Origin of the sequence: Mycolicibacterium pallens (assembly GCF_019456675.1) — a bacterium.
GTDB classification, from domain to species: domain Bacteria; phylum Actinomycetota; class Actinomycetes; order Mycobacteriales; family Mycobacteriaceae; genus Mycobacterium; species Mycobacterium crocinum.
The window spans coordinates 5,497,228-5,513,750 of record NZ_CP080333.1; the positions used below are offsets into that span (position 1 = coordinate 5,497,228).

18 protein-coding genes are annotated in these 16,523 nt (G+C 66.7%); 11 read left to right on the forward strand and 7 right to left on the reverse strand.

What is annotated here, in order from left to right; translation table 11 throughout:
• Positions 1-49 precede the first annotated feature (49 nt).
• Positions 50-271: a hypothetical protein gene (locus tag K0O64_RS26890; RefSeq protein ID WP_220045855.1), complete on the forward strand. Its 222-nt coding sequence runs from the start codon at positions 50-52 to the stop codon at positions 269-271.
• On the opposite strand, the gene K0O64_RS26895 is transcribed toward K0O64_RS26890, so the two are convergent.
• From K0O64_RS26895 to K0O64_RS26905, 3 genes are read right to left on the reverse strand one after another with little or no spacing between them, the layout of a single operon-like run.
• Positions 258-1,367, reverse strand: a complete 1,110-nt coding sequence (locus K0O64_RS26895) for a DUF4185 domain-containing protein (protein WP_220045856.1) — start codon at positions 1,365-1,367, stop codon at positions 258-260. The genes K0O64_RS26890 and K0O64_RS26895 overlap by 14 nt on opposite strands.
• Before the next feature lie 45 nt (positions 1,368-1,412).
• On the reverse strand, positions 1,413-2,447 hold the full coding sequence (locus K0O64_RS26900) for an aspartate-semialdehyde dehydrogenase (RefSeq protein WP_071948823.1): 1,035 nt from the start codon (positions 2,445-2,447) through the stop codon (positions 1,413-1,415).
• A 2-nt stretch (positions 2,448-2,449) separates the two neighbouring features.
• Entirely contained in the window at positions 2,450-3,715 is a 1,266-nt protein-coding gene (locus K0O64_RS26905; RefSeq protein ID WP_071948822.1) for an aspartate kinase, read from the reverse strand.
• A gap of 94 nt (positions 3,716-3,809) precedes the next feature.
• Between K0O64_RS26905 and K0O64_RS26910 the strand changes: the two genes are divergently transcribed.
• Positions 3,810-4,460 carry a nitroreductase family protein gene (locus K0O64_RS26910; RefSeq protein ID WP_220045857.1) on the forward strand — a complete coding sequence of 217 codons (651 nt, stop codon included), beginning with the start codon at positions 3,810-3,812 and terminating at the stop codon, positions 4,458-4,460.
• Here K0O64_RS26910 and K0O64_RS26915 read toward each other — a convergent pair.
• A complete protein-coding gene (locus K0O64_RS26915; protein WP_071948820.1) occupies positions 4,404-4,847 on the reverse strand; it encodes a hypothetical protein in 444 nt (147 codons plus the stop codon). The genes K0O64_RS26910 and K0O64_RS26915 overlap by 57 nt on opposite strands.
• 134 nt (positions 4,848-4,981) lie before the next feature.
• On the opposite strand from K0O64_RS26915, the gene K0O64_RS26920 reads away from it, so the two are divergent.
• The 7 genes from K0O64_RS26920 (at position 4,982) to K0O64_RS26950 (ending at position 12,392) form a co-directional block, all read left to right on the forward strand.
• Positions 4,982-6,235 (forward strand): ammonium transporter, encoded by a 1,254-nt coding sequence (locus tag K0O64_RS26920; protein WP_096312452.1) that lies wholly within the window; start codon positions 4,982-4,984, stop codon positions 6,233-6,235.
• A 93-nt stretch (positions 6,236-6,328) separates the two neighbouring features.
• Entirely contained in the window at positions 6,329-7,636 is a 1,308-nt protein-coding gene (gene glnT / locus K0O64_RS26925) for a type III glutamate--ammonia ligase (RefSeq protein WP_220045858.1), read from the forward strand.
• A gap of 20 nt (positions 7,637-7,656) precedes the next feature.
• On the forward strand, positions 7,657-8,550 hold the full coding sequence (locus tag K0O64_RS26930; protein WP_220045859.1) for a class II glutamine amidotransferase domain-containing protein: 894 nt from the start codon (positions 7,657-7,659) through the stop codon (positions 8,548-8,550).
• A complete protein-coding gene (locus tag K0O64_RS26935) occupies positions 8,538-9,224 on the forward strand; it encodes a GltB/FmdC/FwdC-like GXGXG domain-containing protein (RefSeq protein WP_096312455.1) in 687 nt (228 codons plus the stop codon). The genes K0O64_RS26930 and K0O64_RS26935 overlap by 13 nt, the downstream gene beginning before the upstream one ends.
• Entirely contained in the window at positions 9,225-10,559 is a 1,335-nt protein-coding gene (locus K0O64_RS26940) for an FMN-binding glutamate synthase family protein (RefSeq protein ID WP_071948815.1), read from the forward strand.
• Complete coding sequence (locus tag K0O64_RS26945) at positions 10,556-11,743, forward strand: NAD(P)/FAD-dependent oxidoreductase (RefSeq protein WP_071948814.1); 1,188 nt, start codon at positions 10,556-10,558, stop codon at positions 11,741-11,743. The genes K0O64_RS26940 and K0O64_RS26945 overlap by 4 nt, the downstream gene beginning before the upstream one ends.
• The gene (locus tag K0O64_RS26950) at positions 11,718-12,392 is read left to right on the forward strand and encodes a type II toxin-antitoxin system RelB family anti-toxin (protein ID WP_071948813.1); all 675 of its coding nucleotides are present in this window, start codon (positions 11,718-11,720) and stop codon (positions 12,390-12,392) included. The genes K0O64_RS26945 and K0O64_RS26950 overlap by 26 nt, the downstream gene beginning before the upstream one ends.
• On the opposite strand, the gene K0O64_RS26955 is transcribed toward K0O64_RS26950, so the two are convergent.
• Positions 12,364-13,203 carry a hypothetical protein gene (locus K0O64_RS26955; RefSeq protein WP_220045860.1) on the reverse strand — a complete coding sequence of 280 codons (840 nt, stop codon included), beginning with the start codon at positions 13,201-13,203 and terminating at the stop codon, positions 12,364-12,366. The genes K0O64_RS26950 and K0O64_RS26955 overlap by 29 nt on opposite strands.
• 236 nt (positions 13,204-13,439) lie before the next feature.
• Between K0O64_RS26955 and leuA the strand changes: the two genes are divergently transcribed.
• Complete coding sequence (gene leuA / locus K0O64_RS26960) at positions 13,440-15,278, forward strand: 2-isopropylmalate synthase (protein ID WP_071948811.1); 1,839 nt, start codon at positions 13,440-13,442, stop codon at positions 15,276-15,278.
• Between the two features lie 9 nt (positions 15,279-15,287).
• Positions 15,288-15,674 (forward strand): SHOCT domain-containing protein, encoded by a 387-nt coding sequence (locus K0O64_RS26965; protein ID WP_220045861.1) that lies wholly within the window; start codon positions 15,288-15,290, stop codon positions 15,672-15,674.
• On the opposite strand, the gene K0O64_RS26970 is transcribed toward K0O64_RS26965, so the two are convergent.
• Positions 15,667-16,242: a TetR/AcrR family transcriptional regulator gene (locus tag K0O64_RS26970; protein WP_096312458.1), complete on the reverse strand. Its 576-nt coding sequence runs from the start codon at positions 16,240-16,242 to the stop codon at positions 15,667-15,669. The two genes, K0O64_RS26965 and K0O64_RS26970, sit on opposite strands and share 8 nt — an antisense overlap.
• A 26-nt stretch (positions 16,243-16,268) precedes the next feature.
• Positions 16,269-16,478 carry a hypothetical protein gene (locus tag K0O64_RS26975; protein WP_096312459.1) on the reverse strand — a complete coding sequence of 70 codons (210 nt, stop codon included), beginning with the start codon at positions 16,476-16,478 and terminating at the stop codon, positions 16,269-16,271.
• Positions 16,479-16,523: the final 45 nt, after the last annotated feature.

A 16,523-nucleotide genomic window follows, 5' to 3' on the forward strand; every position in this document is an offset into this window, starting at 1 on the left:
GCGAACTTTGCGACGATGACGCAGGAATTGCCGTGAAGGAGTGTCTGTCGTGATCGTGTACCTGTATCTCGCGGGCATGCCTCTGTTCACGTTCCTGGCGTGGGCCTTCTCAGATGCATTTCATGCTGGTGAAGCTGTCCGCGATCGGGTTCGCGTTCCCTTGATCATCGCGGCGGGCGTGCTGTGGCCGGTGCTCCTGATCGGGATTGCCCAATTACACGTGCTGTGTGTACGAGCGAAGTTACTTCATCCGCCTCTCACCACGGCTTGATCGGGTTCACCGCGAACTGCAGCACCCGATACGGGGCGCGGTCACGCGGCGCGGTGTTCCACTGGCTGATGAACACCCGTACCTCGTCGAGCGTCGAACCCGGCGAGATGTAGCCGCCGTAGGGTTGGGCGAGCCGGTTGTCGTCCGGCGGCGGCAGGCTGTCTACCGGATCCGGCCAGTCGCCGGCCTGCACCACCGTCGTCACCGGCGCGGTGCCCAGCCCCGTCGGGTCATACGCCACCCGCATCTCCATGTTCCCGGTGCTGGCATTGAAGTAGGACAGCACCGGCTTGCCGTCGACCTCCCGCATGCTCATCTCGCCCACCTTGTCGGGCCACAGCGGTGTGGGCGTCTTGTTCCAGCCGCCACCGGGACCGGCCGCCCAGCCCTGCCAGCGTGAGCGATCGGTAAAGGTCTCTCGCGTTGCGCGGTAGAGCGTCACCGGCCCGGACCGGTCGAAGTTGTTGGTCACGATGTACACCCAGCCGCTCGGCGAATCCGGCGCGGGAATCGGGTCGTAGTAGCCGCTGATCTGAGTCTGGCGCCCGCCCGCATAGGCGGCCGGTCGCTGCGAGCCGGCGACGGTCTGCCAACCACTCTGCCCAGCAACGGCTTTCACTATTCGCGAGGTCTGCGGCACCAGATCTTTGGTGGTGGTGACGAGCAGATAGTTCTGCCGGTTGATCTGCACCACCCCGGCGGGCAGCTGCGAGGCCTTCGGCGGTGTCGGGTCGGCCAGCAGCGGCTTGTCCACGCCGACGACACCGGTGTAGCGAATACCGTCCGGCGAGTCGACGGAGTCGCCGGCTACCCGCAGCGCAACCGGGGAATACCAGCCCCCGAAGCCCACACCCTGACCGGCGAAACTGTCACCGCAGATCTGCAGTAGTTCGGTTGGGAATTCCATGAACTCACACAGATCGGTGGCGCCGATGCCGTAGTCGCGCGTCGGTGTTCCGGTGCCGGCGATCGGACCGATCCGCACCACCTGACCCGGCGCCAGCGGGGCGAGAATCGGATCGGGCGCCGGGCTGGGTGGGCCAGCAACCGCTGCCGGCGCCACCACCAATGCCGAGATCGACGAAATGGCGCACACCACTCGCAGTTTCGCGGCCAAACGTCGGTTTCGACGCAAAGCGGATCAGAGCTCGGCGGCCAGTAGCTCGGCGATCTGAATGGTATTGAGCGCAGCACCTTTTCGAAGGTTGTCACCCGAGAGGAACAGCGCCAGGCCGCGACCCTCCGGCACGCCGGGATCCTGGCGGATCCGGCCGACCAGCGTGTCGTCCACTCCGGCGGCGGCCAATGGCGTGGGCACGTCGACCAGCTTCACGCCCGGCGCCCCGTCGAGCAGTTCGGTGGCCCGGGCGGGCGAAATCGGCTGAGCGAATTCGGCATTGATCGACAGCGAGTGGCCGGTGAACACCGGCACCCGCACGCACGTCCCGGACACGGCCAGCTCGGGGATGCCGAGGATTTTGCGGCTCTCGTTGCGGAGCTTCTGGTCCTCGTCGGTCTCACCGGACCCGTCGTCGACCAGCGAACCGGCCAGCGGAACCACGTTGAAGGCAATGGGCGCAACGTATTTCACCGGAGCCGGGTAGTCCAGCGCCGACCCGTCATGGACGAGTTCCTCGACACCGTCGATCACCGCGCGGGCCTGGGTCGCCAGTTCGTCGACCCCGGCCAACCCGCTGCCGGATACCGCCTGATAGGTCGAGGCGATCATCCGGACCAGCTGCGCTTCCTCGTGCAGCACCTTGAGCACTGGCATCGCGGCCATGGTGGTGCAATTCGGGTTGGCGATAATGCCTTTGGGGCGGTTGCCCGCATCGCGCGTGAAGTTCACCTCGGACACCACCAGCGGCACCTCGGGGTCTTTGCGCCATGCCGACGAGTTGTCGATCACGACCACACCGGCGGCGGCGAACCGCGGCGCCTGCACACGCGACATCGTCGCGCCGGCGGAGAACAACGCGATGTCCAGACCCGAGGGATCGGCCGTCTCGGCGTCCTCGACCTCGATCTCCTGACCGCGGAACGGCAGCTTCTTACCCGCCGACCGCGAGGAGGCGAAGAACCGCACACTGGTGACCGGGAAGTCCCGTTCCTCCAGCAGCGTCCGCATGACCTGGCCGACCTGACCGGTGGCCCCGACTACGCCGATCGCGACCATGGCTATCGCCCCGTTCCGGCGTATACGACGGCTTCTTCCTCGCCGCCGAGGCCGAACGCCTCGTGCAGGGTGGCGACCGCCTTGTCCAACTCAGTGTCCTTGACCAGCACCGAGATTCGGATCTCCGAGGTGGAGATCAGCTCGATGTTGATGCCGGCCTCGGCCAGCGCCTCACAAAACGTCGCGGTCACGCCCGGGTGGCTGCGCATGCCGGCGCCCACCAGCGACACCTTGCCGATGTGGTCGTCGTAGAGCACCTTGGTGAAACCGATTTCACCCTGCAGCGCCGCCAGCTTCTCGACCGCGGTCGGGCCGATGTCGCGCGGGCAGGTGAAGGTGATGTCGGTCTTGCCGTCCTCGATCTTGGAGATGTTCTGCAGCACCATGTCGATGTTGATGTCGTTGTCGGCGACTGCACGGAACACCTTGGCGGCGTAGCCCGGTACGTCGGGCAGCCCGACCACGGTGACCTTGGCCTCGCTGCGGTCGTGGGCAACTCCGGTCAGGATGGCGTCTTCCATAGGGATGTCCTCGATAGATCCAGTGACGATCGTGCCGGGCTTGTCGGTGTACGAAGACCGGACGTGAATCGGAACGTTGTAGCGGCGGGCGTATTCCACGCAGCGGAGCATCAGCACCTTGGCACCGCAGGCCGCCATCTCAAGCATCTCCTCGAAGCTGACGGTGTCCAGGCGGCGCGCGTTCGGCACGATCCGCGGGTCGGCGGTGAAAATGCCGTCGACGTCGGTGTAGATCTCGCAGACGTCGGCCTTCAGGGCGGCGGCCAGTGCGACGGCGGTGGTGTCCGATCCGCCGCGGCCCAGGGTGGTGACATCCTTGGTGTCCTGGCTGACGCCCTGGAATCCAGCCACCAGAACGATCTGGCCCTCATCGAGCGCGGACTGCAGCCGGGTCGGGGTGACGTCGATGATCTTGGCGTTGCCGTGGGCACCGGTGGTGACGACGCCGGCCTGTGAGCCGGTGAAGGACCGGGCCTGGGCGCCGAGTGACTCGATGGCCATCGCGACCAGGGCGTTGGAGATCCGCTCACCGGCCGTGAGCAGCATGTCCAACTCGCGGGCGGGCGGCGCCGGGCAGACCTGCTTGGCTAGGTCCAGCAGTTCGTCGGTGGTGTCACCCATCGCCGAGACGACGACGACGACGTCGTTGCCTGCCTTCTTGGTTTCGACGATGCGCTCGGCGACGCGCCGGATCCGGTCGGCGTCGGCCACCGAGGATCCGCCGTACTTCTGCACGACGAGCGCCACTGTCTGCCCTTTCGAAAGTGTGGGATATCGGCTCTAAGGATAAGGGGTCAGAGGACCTGCTTTTTCCGCCCCGATCGGCGGTAACGTCGCGGCAGTGTCCGACCAACCTCACGGCCGTCATGCCCGGACCCGGGTGCCGATCCACCCGCCGATCGCCGACAGGTGGAGTCCGCGGGCCTTCGACCCCGACGCGGTGGTCACCCCGGAGCAGTTGATCGCCCTGCTCGAGGCGGCCCGCTGGGCCGCGACCTGGGGACATCGGCAGCCGGTCCGGTACATCGTCGGGCGCCGCGGCGATGCCGCGTTCACCACGCTGACCGGGCTGTTGCGACGCGGCAATAGCTACGCCCACGCCGCCGGGGCGCTGATCCTGGTGTGCGCGGACGAAGGTGAGGACGAGCGGACGGCGCTGTATTCCGCGGTCGACGCCGGTGCCGCGATCGCGAATCTGTCGGTCGAAGCAGTCGCTGAGGGTCTGGTCGTGCATCCGATGGCCGGCTTCGACGTCGACGGTGCGCGCGCGGCGTTCCACCTGCCGGACGGGGTGCGCCCGCTCGCGGTGGTCGCCGTCGGTGCGCTGGGCGACTACGCGCAGGTGACGCCGGAGATCGCCGAACGCGACGGCCGGCCCCGCGAGCGGCTGCCGCTCGAGGAGATCGTGCTCAACTGGTCAGGAGCATGGCCGTCGTTAGGAGCAGGTGCGTCGCAGCTCGCCGAGCTTGGCGACGATCCGGTCGTTGAGTAGCGACATTTCGTAGACCTGCGGCGGCGCCGGTGCGCCGGGGGCGCGGTTCTGGGTCTGGGCGCGCAGCGTCGGCAGCCCGGAGACGAACTGATTGGCCAGCTGGGCGACCTCGGTGGCCTGCGCGGCCAACCCCGGGTCGGTCACCTTCTGCGCCCGCTCGGCCAGACCGTCCGCCCAGTCCTTGTAGGCCGAGTCCTCGGCGACCGTCGGCACTCCCTCGTTGCCCTTGGAGTCGATCTTCGCCGCCTGCGACCGGCTGAAGTCCAGGAAGTCGATCACCGGCTTGCACTTCTCCGGCGGACCGTCGAACCACTTCGAATAGATCGCGAACCCGACCGCGATGACCACCACGGTGATGGTGAGGACCCAGCGCGGACGTCGGTGCATGGTCGCCCAGCGTAGCGAAGCGCCAACGTTTAACGCGGCGGCAACACCACGGGGGCGTCTACGTAACAGAAACAACGTTCACTGCCGGTGAACGGCCCAACCGTCTAAGGGCCGCCCACCTCGCAGGAGATTAGATGGATACAGGGACCACAGCATTCATGCTGTGTTGCATCATCGGGCTGACGATGATGATCCCGGGCCTGGCGCTGTTCTACGGCGGCATGGTCTCGGTGAAGAGCTCTACCAACATGATGATGATGACGTTCGGCGCTGTCGCCATCGTCGGCGTGCTGTGGATCTTGTTCGGCTTCTCGATGACATTCGGCACGTCCTATGGCGGGTTCGTCGGCGACCTCCTCGAATTCGCCGGTATGAAGAACCTGCTGGAGTCACAGACCACCATCTCGGGTCTGCCGGTCAGTTTGTTCGCGTTGTTCCAGGCGTTGTTCGCCGCGATCACCGTGGCCCTGATCTCCGGGGCGGCAGCCGACCGGATGAAGTTCGCGGCGTGGATGGTCTTCGCCACCGTGTGGGCGGTTCTGGTCTACTTCCCCGTCGCGCACTGGGTGTTCGCGTTCAACGGTGTGGTGACCCCGGATGCGGTCGGCGGCTGGATTGCCAACAACCTCAAGGCAATTGACTTCGCGGGTGGCACGGCGGTGCACATCAATGCCGGTGCGGCCGCGCTGGCGGTGGCCATCGTGCTCGGTAAGGGCGCCAGCTGGGGCAAGCTGCGCAAGCCGCACAACGTTCCGCTGACGCTGCTCGGCGCCGGTCTGCTGTGGGCCGGCTGGTATGCCTTCAACGGCGGTTCGGCTCTGGCAGCGGGCAATTCGGCCGCGATCGTCATGGTCACCACGTTCGTCGCCACCTGCGCGGCGACGCTCGCCTGGCTGGCGGTGGAGAAGTTCAAGGACGGCCACGTCACCGGTGTCGGTGCGGCCGCGGGTGCCATCACGGGCCTGGTCGCGATCACCCCGGCCTGTGGTTCGGTGACACCGGTCGGCGCGATCATTCTCGGTCTGGTCGCCGGCGCGATCTGCCCGTTCGCCGTTGGTCTCAAAGAGAAGTTCGGCTATGACGATTCGCTCGATGTCGTCGGCGTGCACCTCGTCGGTGGTGTCATCGGCACTCTGCTGATCGGCTTCCTGGCCAGCGACACCATGCCCAACAAGGTCAACGGCTTCTTCTACGGCGGTGGCTTCGATCAACTGTGGCGGCAGGCGGTCGCTGCCGGTGCGGTGATGGTGTACTCGTTCGCGATCGCGTTCGTCATCGCCTGGGCGATCAAGAAGACGATGGGCATCCGCATCTCCCCCGAGGAAGAGGAGAAGGGTATCGACACCCACGTCCACCGCGACCCGGCGTACGAGCTCGAGTACGCCTGATGAGGACTCGAGCCGGGCGTGGTACCTCCTTCCCCCGCCCGGCTCGACCCCTCACCCTTCTCGCTTATCTCATGAAAGAGTCTGTTGGAGAACATGTCTGCCACACTCGCTGAGCTGGCCGAGGCCTCAGCAACCAAGTTCATCCTGGCGCTGTTCGTCGACCTTCGCGGAAAGCCCTGCGCCAAGCTGGTTCCCGTCGAGGCCGTCGACCTGCTGGCCACCGAGGGCGTCGGCTTCGCCGGATATGCCGTCGGTGCCATGGGTCAGGAGCCCAAAGACCCTGACCTGATGGCGATCCCGGACCCGACGTCGTTCACGCCGATTCCCTTCATCAAAGAAGGCCTCGCGATCGTGCACTGCGATCCGCACGTCGAGGGCAAACCGTGGCCGTACGCGCCGCGGGTGATCCTCAAGTCGCTGATCCAGCGGGCCGCCGACGCCGGCTTCGAGCCCTGGGTCGGCGCGGAAGTCGAGTACTTCCTGCTGACCCGCGGTGCGGACGGCAGCCTCGCCACCGCCGACACCGCGGATACCGCGGCGCAGCCCTGCTACGACGCGCGCGGGGTGACCCGCATGTACGACCACCTGACCGCAGTCTCGACGGCGATGAACACTCTCGGTTGGTCCAACTACGCCAACGACCACGAAGACGGCAACGGCCAGTTCGAGCAGAACTTCCAATTCGCCGAGGCCCTGACCACCGCCGACCGTGTGGTGACCCTGCGCTATCTGCTGTCGATGATCGCCGCCGAGCGCGGCATGGTCGCCACGTTCATGCCCAAGCCGTTCTCCGACCGGACCGGCAGCGGGCTACACCTGCATCTGTCGCTGACCAGCGGCGGCACCCCGGTGTTCCCGGAGGACGCCGACGAACGCGGGCTGGGCCTGTCGGCCACCGCGTACGCATTCATCGGCGGCATCCTCGACCATGCCTGCGCACTGCAGGCCGTCGTCGCCCCAACGGTGAACTCCTACAAGAGAACCGGAGCGCTGACGACAACCTCCGGTGCCTCCTGGGCGCCGCGGCTGCCCACCTACGGTGGCAACGACCGCACCCACTACATCCGGGTGCCGGACTGTCAGCGGGTCGAGCTGCGAGGCGGCGACGGTTCAGCCAACCCGTATCTGGCGATCGCGGCAGCACTCGGGGCGGGCATCGATGGCATCAAACGCAGCGCCGACCCCGGTGCGATCGGCAACACCGACGGCCGCACCGCCCTGCCGCCGACCCTGCTGCACGCCGTCGAAGAGTTCGAGAGTGATCCGGTGGTCACCGGTGTGCTCGACACCGTCGGTGACGGGGTCGCCAGCTACTTCGCCGGAATCAAACGCGACGAATTCTTCGCCTACCACGGCTCGGTCAGCCCGTGGGAAGTCGACCAGTACCTGACCGCATTCTGACTCCCCAGGAAGGAACGACCATGTGCGGGATCGTGGGTCTGCACCTGCGCAACCCCCAGCTCTACCCCCGGCTCGGTGAACTGCTGACCGGCATGCTGTGCGAAATGTCCGACCGCGGAAGCGATTCGGCCGGTGTCGCCGTCTACGGTGACCCACGATGGTCGCCGCCGGGCAAGGGGACCGTCTCGGTTCTCGACGTCGACGACAGCCCGGAACAGATCGTCGAGGCGCTGCACGCAGCGCTCGGCGAGGTGTCGGTTCACCGGGTCGACGAGACGCTGCTGGTGTCGGCCGATGTCGCGCCGGAAACCCTGCACGCGGCGATCACCGCGCACTATCCGCATGCCCTGATCGCCGGCTTCGGCGCAAATGTGGCTGTACTCAAGGGAGTCGGGCATCCCAGGGCACTCACCGAGGCGTGGGGGCTCACGCATGCGCAGGGCTGGCAGGGGGTCGGTCACACCAGGATGGCCACCGAGTCGGCGGTGATCCCGGCCGGGGCACACCCCTATGCGGTGGGGCCGGACCAGTGCCTGGTGCACAACGGCTCGTTCGCCAACCACGCCACCATTCGCCGCGACCTGCGAGCCCAGGGTGTCGTGTTCGACAGCGAGAACGACACCGAGGTCGGCGCCCGCTTCGTGGCCGACCAGCTCGCCCACGGTCGTGACGTGGAATCGGCCTTGAAAGAGTTGTGTGCCACCTTCGACGGCTTCTACACGCTGCTGGTGTCCAACCACGACTCGTTCGCGGTCGTGCGCGACGCGATCGCCTGCAAGCCCGCCGTGATCGCCGAGACCGACGACTGGGTGGCCATGAGTAGCGAATACCGCGCGCTCGCAGGACTTCCCGGCGTCGCGAAGGCGGCCATCTGGGAACCGGAACCCGAGGTGGTGTACGCATGGACGAGATGAGGACATTCGACCTCAGCACCACGCCGCTGCGCGAGGTCAACGCGGCCCTGCACACTCCGGGCGTCTCAGGGGAAGTCCGGATCGTCAATCCGGCCGGTGCGCACAACGTCGCGGTCGGCCTCGACGCGCCGCTGCGGGTCGAAATCGACGGCCACGTGGGCTATTACGCCGCCGGGATGAACAAGCAGGCCGAGGTGATCGTCGACGGCAATGCCGGGACCGGCGTGGCCGAGAACATGATGAGCGGCACCGTCTGGGTCAAAGGCAACGCCTCCCAATCGGCGGGCGCGACCGCGCACGGAGGTCTGCTCGTCATCGAGGGCAACGCGGCCGCACGGTGCGGAATCTCGATGAAGGGGGCGGACATCGTCGTCGGCGGCAGCGTCGGCCATATGAGCGCGTTCATGGCTCAGGCCGGCCGGCTGGTGATCCGCGGCGATGCCGGTGAGGCACTGGGTGACTCGATCTACGAGGCACGCCTCTACGTCCGCGGCGAGGTGGCCTCACTCGGGGCCGACTGCATCGCCAAGGAGATGCGCGCCGAGCACCACGAGGAGCTCGGGCGCTTGCTCAAGGCCGCCGGCTTCGAGGACGACGACACCAGCTCCTACACCCGCTACGGCTCAGCCCGACAGCTCTACCACTTCCACGTCGACAACGCAGAAGTTTATTAGATGACATACGCAGAAGACGACCGCGCCCGCCTCGGCCTGCGCGAGTCCGCCACGTTCGACCGCGCCACCATCGCGGCCATCCAACGCGCCGCCGACACCGGCATCTACGACATCCGCGGCTGGGGTGCCAAACGTGCGCTCCCCCATTTCGACGACTTGCTGTTCCTCGGCGCGTCGATGTCGCGGTATCCACTGGAGGGCTACCGCGAACGGTGCGGCACCGATATCGTGCTTGGCGACCGTCATGCCAAACACCCACTGCACCTGGACATCCCGGTCACCATCGCCGGCATGTCCTTCGGCGCGCTGTCCGGGCCGGCGAAGGAGGCCCTCGGCCGCGGCGCCAGTGAGGTCGGCACCTCGACGACCACCGGCGACGGCGGCATGACGCCCGAGGAGCGCGGACAGTCCAAATATCTGGTCTATCAATACCTTCCGTCGCGGTACGGGATGAACCCCGACGATCTGCGCAAAGCAGACGCCATCGAGGTGGTGCTCGGCCAAGGCGCCAAGCCCGGGGGCGGTGGAATGCTGCTGGGGCAGAAGATCTCTGAGCGGGTCGCCGCGATGCGCACGCTGCCCGAAGGCATCGACCAGCGGTCCGCCTGCCGGCACCCGGACTGGACCGGCCCCGACGACCTGACCATCAAGATCAACGAGCTGCGCGAGCTCACCGACTGGGAGAAGCCGATCTACGTCAAGGTCGGTGCCACGCGCACCTACTACGACGTGAAGCTGGCGGTGGCCGCGGGCGCCGACGTGGTCGTCGTCGACGGGATGCAGGGCGGCACCGCCGCCACTCAGGATGTCTTCATCGAGCATGTCGGCATCCCGACGCTGGCCGCTGTGCCGCAGGCCGTACAAGCACTCTCCGAACTCGGGGTGCACCGCAAAGTTCAGCTGATCGTGTCCGGCGGCATCCGCACCGGCGCCGACGTCGCCAAGGCGATGGCACTGGGAGCCGACGCGGTGGCGATCGGCACCGCAGCGCTGATCGCGCTGGGTGACAACAACCCGAAGTATGCCGCCGAGTATGAAAAGCTCGGTAGCGCAGCCGGTTTCTACGACGATTTCCAGGACGGTCGTGACCCGGCGGGCATCAGCACTCAGGATCCCGAGCTGGCGGCCCGACTGGACCCGATCGACGCCGGCCGTCGGCTGGCCAACTATCTGCGGGTGCTCACGATGGAAGCGCAGACCATCGCCCGCGCCTGCGGCAAGGCACACCTGCTGCATCTGGAACCCGAGGACCTGGTTGCGGTCACCATCGAGGCCGCCGCCATGGCCCGGGTGCCGCTGGCCGGTACGTCGTGGATTCCGGGGGCGGGCCTGTGACCGAAACCGCCGATGTCGTGATCGTCGGCGGCGGCATCGAGGGGTGTGCCGCCGCCTGGGCACTGAGCCAGCGTGGCATCACCAATGTCGTTGTTCTGGAACGCAATACCGTCGCCTCCGGGATGACCGGCAAGTCCAGCGGCATTGTGCGCTGCCACTACGGGGTGAGTTCCCTGGCGGCGATGGCGACCGTCGGCCTGGAGGTCTTCGAGAAGGCCGAGGAGATCTTCGGCGACGATATCGGCTTCCGCCAAACCGGTTACGTCGTCGGGGTCGGCGAACCCAACGTCGACGCGCTGCGCGACAGCATGGCCGCCCAACGCGCGGTTGGTGTGCAGACCGAAGAGATCGACGCCGCCGAGGTGGCCCGGCTGTGGCCGTTCGCCGATCTGTCGCCATTCGCCGCGTTCGGCTGGGAAGCACGCGGCGGTTACGGCGACGCGTATCAGACCGCCCAGGCGTTCGCGCTGTCCGCGCGCGCCGCCGGGGTGCGAATTCGCCAGGGCGCCATGGTAACCGGTCTACTCACCGACGGTGACGCCGTCACCGGGGTTCAGCTGGCCGACGGCAGTCGGATCAGCGCGGGCAGCGTCGTCATCGCGACCGGGGTGTGGACCCAGCCATTCCTGGCGCCGTACGGCGTCGACGTGCCGATCCGGGTGGTCCGCGAGCAGATCGCGATGATCTCTCCGGGTGTCGAGCTGGGACCGGTGCCGGTGTTCTCCGATCTGGTGTCCCTGCAATACGTGCGTCCCGAGGTCGGCGGCGATGTGCTGTTCGGCAACAGCGACCTGTCCGACGTGCTGACCGCCGACCCTGACGACTACTTGAACCGGGCCACCGAGGACTTCATCGACCTCACCGTCGACAAGGTCGGCACCCGATTCCCCGGGTTCACCGGCGCGGCGATCACCTCGAGCTACGCCGGGTGCTACGACGTCACGCCGGACTGGAATCCAGTCATCTCGGCCGGCGGTCGCGAGGGATTGTTCGTGGCGGCCGGTTTCAGCGGCCATGGATTCAAGATCGCACCGGCGGTCGGCCGGTTGGTCGCGGACCTTCTTGTCGACGGCCGCAGCAGCGACCCACGGATCCCCGAAACCGATTTCCGGCTGTCCCGCTTCGCCGAGGGCGAGCTGTTGAAGAGCCCGTATCCGTATGTGGGTGCGGGGCAGATGCGATAGTGCGCTTGTGACCGATCTGCTCCGCAACCAGTCGGGTACCGCCCGCGAGCGCGACCCGGACGAGCCGGTCGCGGAGCTGGAATTCGAGGCCGCGATCGCCCGCAACGTGCGCCAACTACGTCAACAGCTGGGGCTGTCGGTCGCCGACATGGCGAGCCGGGTGGGCATCTCCAAGGCGATGATGAGCAAGATCGAGAACGCCCAGACCTCGCCGAGCCTGTCCACGCTGGCGCTGCTGGCCAAGGGGTTCGACGTGCCGGTGACGACGTTGTTCCGCGGGGCCGACGTGGAACGGCCGGCCGCCTTCGTCAAGGCGGGCACCGGCGCGCGGATCGTGCGCAACGGAACGAAAGCTGGCCACGAGTACGAACTGCTCGGGTCGCTGCGCGGCGAGCACAAGCGGCTGGAGTGCCTGCTGGTCACGCTCTCGGAGAAGAGCAAGACCTATCCGCTGTTCCAGCATCCCGGCACCGAGTTCATCTATGTGCTCGAAGGCGTCATGGACTACGCCCACAGCCGTTCGGTGTATCGGCTGCACCCGGGTGATTCCCTGCAGATCGACGGCGAGGGCGCGCACGGCCCCGCGGATCTGATCGAGGTACCGATCCGGTTCCTGTCGGTTATCGCGTTTCCCGATTCCCAGGTCTAGCCGACTGGCCCTTGCCGTTCGACGTCGCCTTTCCAGGGCCTGCGTCGGCCTTGCGAGCCGCGTTCGGCCGCTTCGCGGGACGCGAGGCGACGGTTTTGGGGGCTGAGGCAACGGCTTGCGCCCGGCGGCTCCGGGCCACGCCGGCGGGCGGCGACGACGGCTTCGCAGCGGCCACGGCCGGTTGGGAGGCTGGTGGGTCCGGGATCTGCAGCGCCTTCGCGATCGAGGGTGCCAGCGACAGCAGGTAGCCGAGCGGACCCGGGTTGAGCAGGCCGAAGGCGAGGTTCGCGAGCGGAAAGGAGCAGCAGTTGAAGGTGGTGTTGAGGTAGACGGCCGGTGCGTCGATGAACGCCTGCAGCACGGTCTGCGGGGTCGACGGGTACTTGGCCGTGTCGGCAACCAATTGGAGGATCATCACCCCGGGAGCGATGAACGGCCCGATCAAGCTGAGCGGCGCCATCAGACCGAGGGTGACGATCACGCCGGCTACCGCCTTGACGTGGTCGCTGATCGTCTGGACGACCTTCAGGGGGGTGCCGCCGTCCTGCCCGACAAGCCAGTGCGAATACGTGGTGAAGTTCTTCACCACCTGGGTCAGGATCGGCGCGGGCGGATAGTTGACGACAGACGATGCCAAGTTGGCCAGGTCCTGCTGGAGGTTGGTCTGCAGCTCCTGCCACGCTCCGGCGAGAACGACGGGGGCGGTATGCGTCGACGGCAGCGGTGGCGCGGGCTGCGGCGCCAGGGCAATGCTGGCGGCGGCGGTCACACAGACCCCGGCGGCGAGCATGGAGCGAACGCTCAATTGCACGAATGACCCCCGATCACGGCTTGCGGCGTGGTCAATTTACCCTGGCAGCGAACGCCTGGGTCCCGTATTGAACTGGAGACTTTGGCCTGGTTGGACAACCGGAGTACAGTACGGACTTGTGCAGCGGGTGCTCCTTCTCGGACGCCGCGACGGGGTCTGATCCAGACTGGCTTCCCGTCGCGGGTATTCGCGATGCGCCGGTCTGAAGTCCAATCCAAGACATCCCGGAGCCAATCGTGACCACCAATTCTTTCGACTCTGTCGACGCCTACGTATCTGCCCGCACCATCACCACCCCCGTCGGTCCGCCTCGCGACGGCCAGCCCACGTGGAACACCCAGCGCAGTTCCTCGATGCCGGTCAACCGGTATCGCCCGTTCGCCGCTGAAGTTTCAGGGGGAGAGCCCGCATCTCCCTTCGATCGCACCTGGCCCGACAAGGTCATCGAACATGCACCGCTGTGGTGTGCGGTCGACCTGCGCGACGGTAACCAGGCCCTGATCGATCCGATGAGCCCGGCCCGCAAGCGGCGCATGTTCGAGCTGCTGGTCAACATGGGCTACAAGGAGATCGAGGTTGGCTTCCCGTCGGCCAGCCAGACCGACTTCGACTTCGTCCGCGAGATCATCGAGCAGGGCGCCATCCCCGACGACGTCACCATCCAGGTGCTGACGCAGTGTCGCCCCGAGTTGATCACCCGAACGTTCGAGGCCTGTGCCGGAGCGCCCCGCGCGATCGTGCACTTCTACAACTCGACGTCGATCCTGCAGCGCCGCGTCGTGTTCCGCGCCGACCGTGAGGCCGTCAAGAAGATCGCCACCGACGGCGCCCGGCTGTGCGTGGCGGAGGCGGCCAAGTACCCGGACACCCAGTGGCGGTTTGAGTACTCCCCCGAGTCCTACACCGGCACCGAGCTGGAGTACGCCGTCGACGTCTGCAACGCGGTCGCCGAGATCGTGCAGCCGACCCCGGATGTGCCGCTGATCGTGAACCTGCCCGCGACCGTGGAGATGGCCACTCCGAACGTCTATGCCGACTCGATCGAGTGGATGAATCGTCATCTGACGCCCCGGGATTCGATCATCCTGAGCCTGCATCCGCATAACGACCGCGGAACCGCCGTTGCCGCAGCCGAATTGGGCTATCAGGCAGGCGCGGACCGCATCGAAGGCTGCCTGTTCGGCAACGGTGAACGCACGGGCAACGTCTGCCTGGTGACGCTGGGCCTGAACCTGTTCTCCCGCGGGGTGGATCCGCAGATCGATTTCTCGAACATCGACGAGATCCGCCGTACCGTCGAGTACTGCAATCAGCTGCCGGTACACGAGCGCCACCCCTACGGCGGCGACCTGGTGTACACCGCCTTCTCCGGCAGTCACCAGGACGCCATCAACAAGGGTCTGGACGCGATGAAAGTCGCTGCCGACGAGGCGGATTCGGATGTCGACGACATCCTGTGGCAGGTGCCGTATCTGCCGATCGACCCCAAGGACGTCGGCCGCACCTACGAGGCCGTCATCCGGGTCAACTCGCAGTCCGGCAAGGGCGGCGTGGCCTACATCATGAAAGCCGATCACGGACTGGTGTTGCCGCGCCGGCTGCAGATCGAGTTCTCGCAAGCCATCCAGGCGATCACCGACGGTGAGGGTGGCGAGGTGTCGCCCAAGGAGATGTGGGACGCGTTCGCCGACGAATACCTCTCTCCGATCAAGCCTTTGGAGCGCATCCGCCAGAAGGTCGTCGGCGCCGAGGTCGACGGCGGCACCGACGTCATCGAGGCCGTCGTGAAGATCGACGGGGTCGAGACCGAGATCACCGGTCAGGGCAACGGTCCGCTGGCCGCGTTCGTCGACGCCCTGGGCACCGTCGGATTCGACGTCAGCGTGCTGGACTACTCCGAGCACGCGATGTCCGCCGGCGAGGAGGCAGCCGCAGCGGCCTACGTCGAGGCGTCCATCGGCGGGCGCACGGTGTGGGGCGTCGGCATCGCGACGTCGATCACCACCGCGTCGCTGCGGGCGGTGGTGTCCGCCGTGAACCGCGCAGCACGAATCGGTGCTATCCCAACAACATAGGAGTTCGCCATGGACTGGGGTTCAACGTCGGATTTCCTCTGGCACTTCCTGATCATCTTCGCCTGGATCGCGTACCTGCTGGTGCTGTTCCAGATCCTGGTGGATTTGTTCTGGCGTGACCACACGACCTCCGGCTGGATCAAGGCCGTCTGGGTCATCTTCTTGATCGTGTTCCCGTGGCTCACCGCTCTGATCTATCTGATTGCTCGCGGTCGCGGGATGACCGAACGCGCTCATGCGGCGGCGGTGGCCGCCAAGAAGGACACCGACGCCTACATCCGGGAAGCAGCTGGACGCTCACCGGCTCAGGAGATCGAGCACGCCAAACAGCTGCTCGACGCCGGGACCATCTCCCAGCAGGAGTTCGAGGCGCTGAAGGCCAAGGCACTCAGCTAGGCGGAAAGACAGCTGCCAGCAGTCGATCGATCAGCCCGGCGGGTTCGTGCCCGTCGGGCTGATCGATTGTGAGGTTGCTGAACGTCAGGCCGTTGAGCAGCCGGGCCAATTCGTCGATCTGCTCGGGTGTGGCGTCGATACCCGCTGAGGCGAGGATCATGCCGGCCACGTTCATGGCGGCATGCTGCAATTCGTAGATGAACGGCCGCAATTCGGGCCTGCGGGTCGCCTCGATGAACAGCTCGAACCGCGCCAGGTGCCGTCGCCGCGCGGGTTCGTCCGGATCGGCCACCATCCGCGTCAACAACGCTGCCACACCGGCGCGGTTCATCGGCGACGGCAGCGCCGACTTCAGCACCTCGACGTGCCGCCAATGCAGGTCGACGACGTGCGCCGCGGCCGCCTCCAGAAGTGCCAGGCGGGTTCGGAAATAGTTCGACGTCGTTCCGGCCGGCAGGCCGGCACGGTCGTCGACCTGGCGGTGCGTGAGGCCGCCGATCCCGACGTCGACGATGATGTCGATCGCGGCGTCGAGGATCGCGGTGCGGCGTTCGGGATTGGGGGGCATCTCGAGATGCCAGCGTAGCCGCCCACTCAGGGCACGGCGGGCATCATCGTCGTGGTGACCGCACCCGAAACCTCCGCCGGCGACGGTGGGGTGGGCGTCGGGAATTTGGATTCCTGCCCGGAATCGGCTGTCGCACGGGTGGTTGCCGAGTCGGCGGCGCCGTCGGTGACGGCGAAGAGCGCCAGCATCGCGATTGCCGCCGCACCGACCGCGGCCGTGATTGCTTTCTTGTTCATTTCCAGCCTCCTGCCAACATTGCTGTCAGTCGACCCAACTCGACA

Bases quoted from the DNA above. Each gene is read 5' to 3' on its own strand.
- glnT (WP_220045858.1), top strand. From the start codon at position 6,329: ATGTCTGCCACACTCGCTGAGCTGGCCGAGGCCTCAGCAACCAAGTTC.
- K0O64_RS26975 (WP_096312459.1), bottom strand. From the start codon at position 16,478: ATGAACAAGAAAGCAATCACGGCCGCGGTCGGTGCGGCGGCAATCGCG.
- K0O64_RS26920 (WP_096312452.1), top strand. From the start codon at position 4,982: ATGGATACAGGGACCACAGCATTCATGCTGTGTTGCATCATCGGGCTG.
- K0O64_RS26900 (WP_071948823.1), bottom strand. From the start codon at position 2,447: ATGGTCGCGATCGGCGTAGTCGGGGCCACCGGTCAGGTCGGCCAGGTC.
- K0O64_RS26950 (WP_071948813.1), top strand. From the start codon at position 11,718: ATGTGGGTGCGGGGCAGATGCGATAGTGCGCTTGTGACCGATCTGCTC.
- K0O64_RS26915 (WP_071948820.1), bottom strand. From the start codon at position 4,847: ATGCACCGACGTCCGCGCTGGGTCCTCACCATCACCGTGGTGGTCATC.
- K0O64_RS26970 (WP_096312458.1), bottom strand. From the start codon at position 16,242: ATGCCCCCCAATCCCGAACGCCGCACCGCGATCCTCGACGCCGCGATC.
- K0O64_RS26940 (WP_071948815.1), top strand. From the start codon at position 9,225: ATGACATACGCAGAAGACGACCGCGCCCGCCTCGGCCTGCGCGAGTCC.
- K0O64_RS26930 (WP_220045859.1), top strand. From the start codon at position 7,657: ATGTGCGGGATCGTGGGTCTGCACCTGCGCAACCCCCAGCTCTACCCC.
- K0O64_RS26935 (WP_096312455.1), top strand. From the start codon at position 8,538: ATGGACGAGATGAGGACATTCGACCTCAGCACCACGCCGCTGCGCGAG.
- K0O64_RS26965 (WP_220045861.1), top strand. From the start codon at position 15,288: ATGGACTGGGGTTCAACGTCGGATTTCCTCTGGCACTTCCTGATCATC.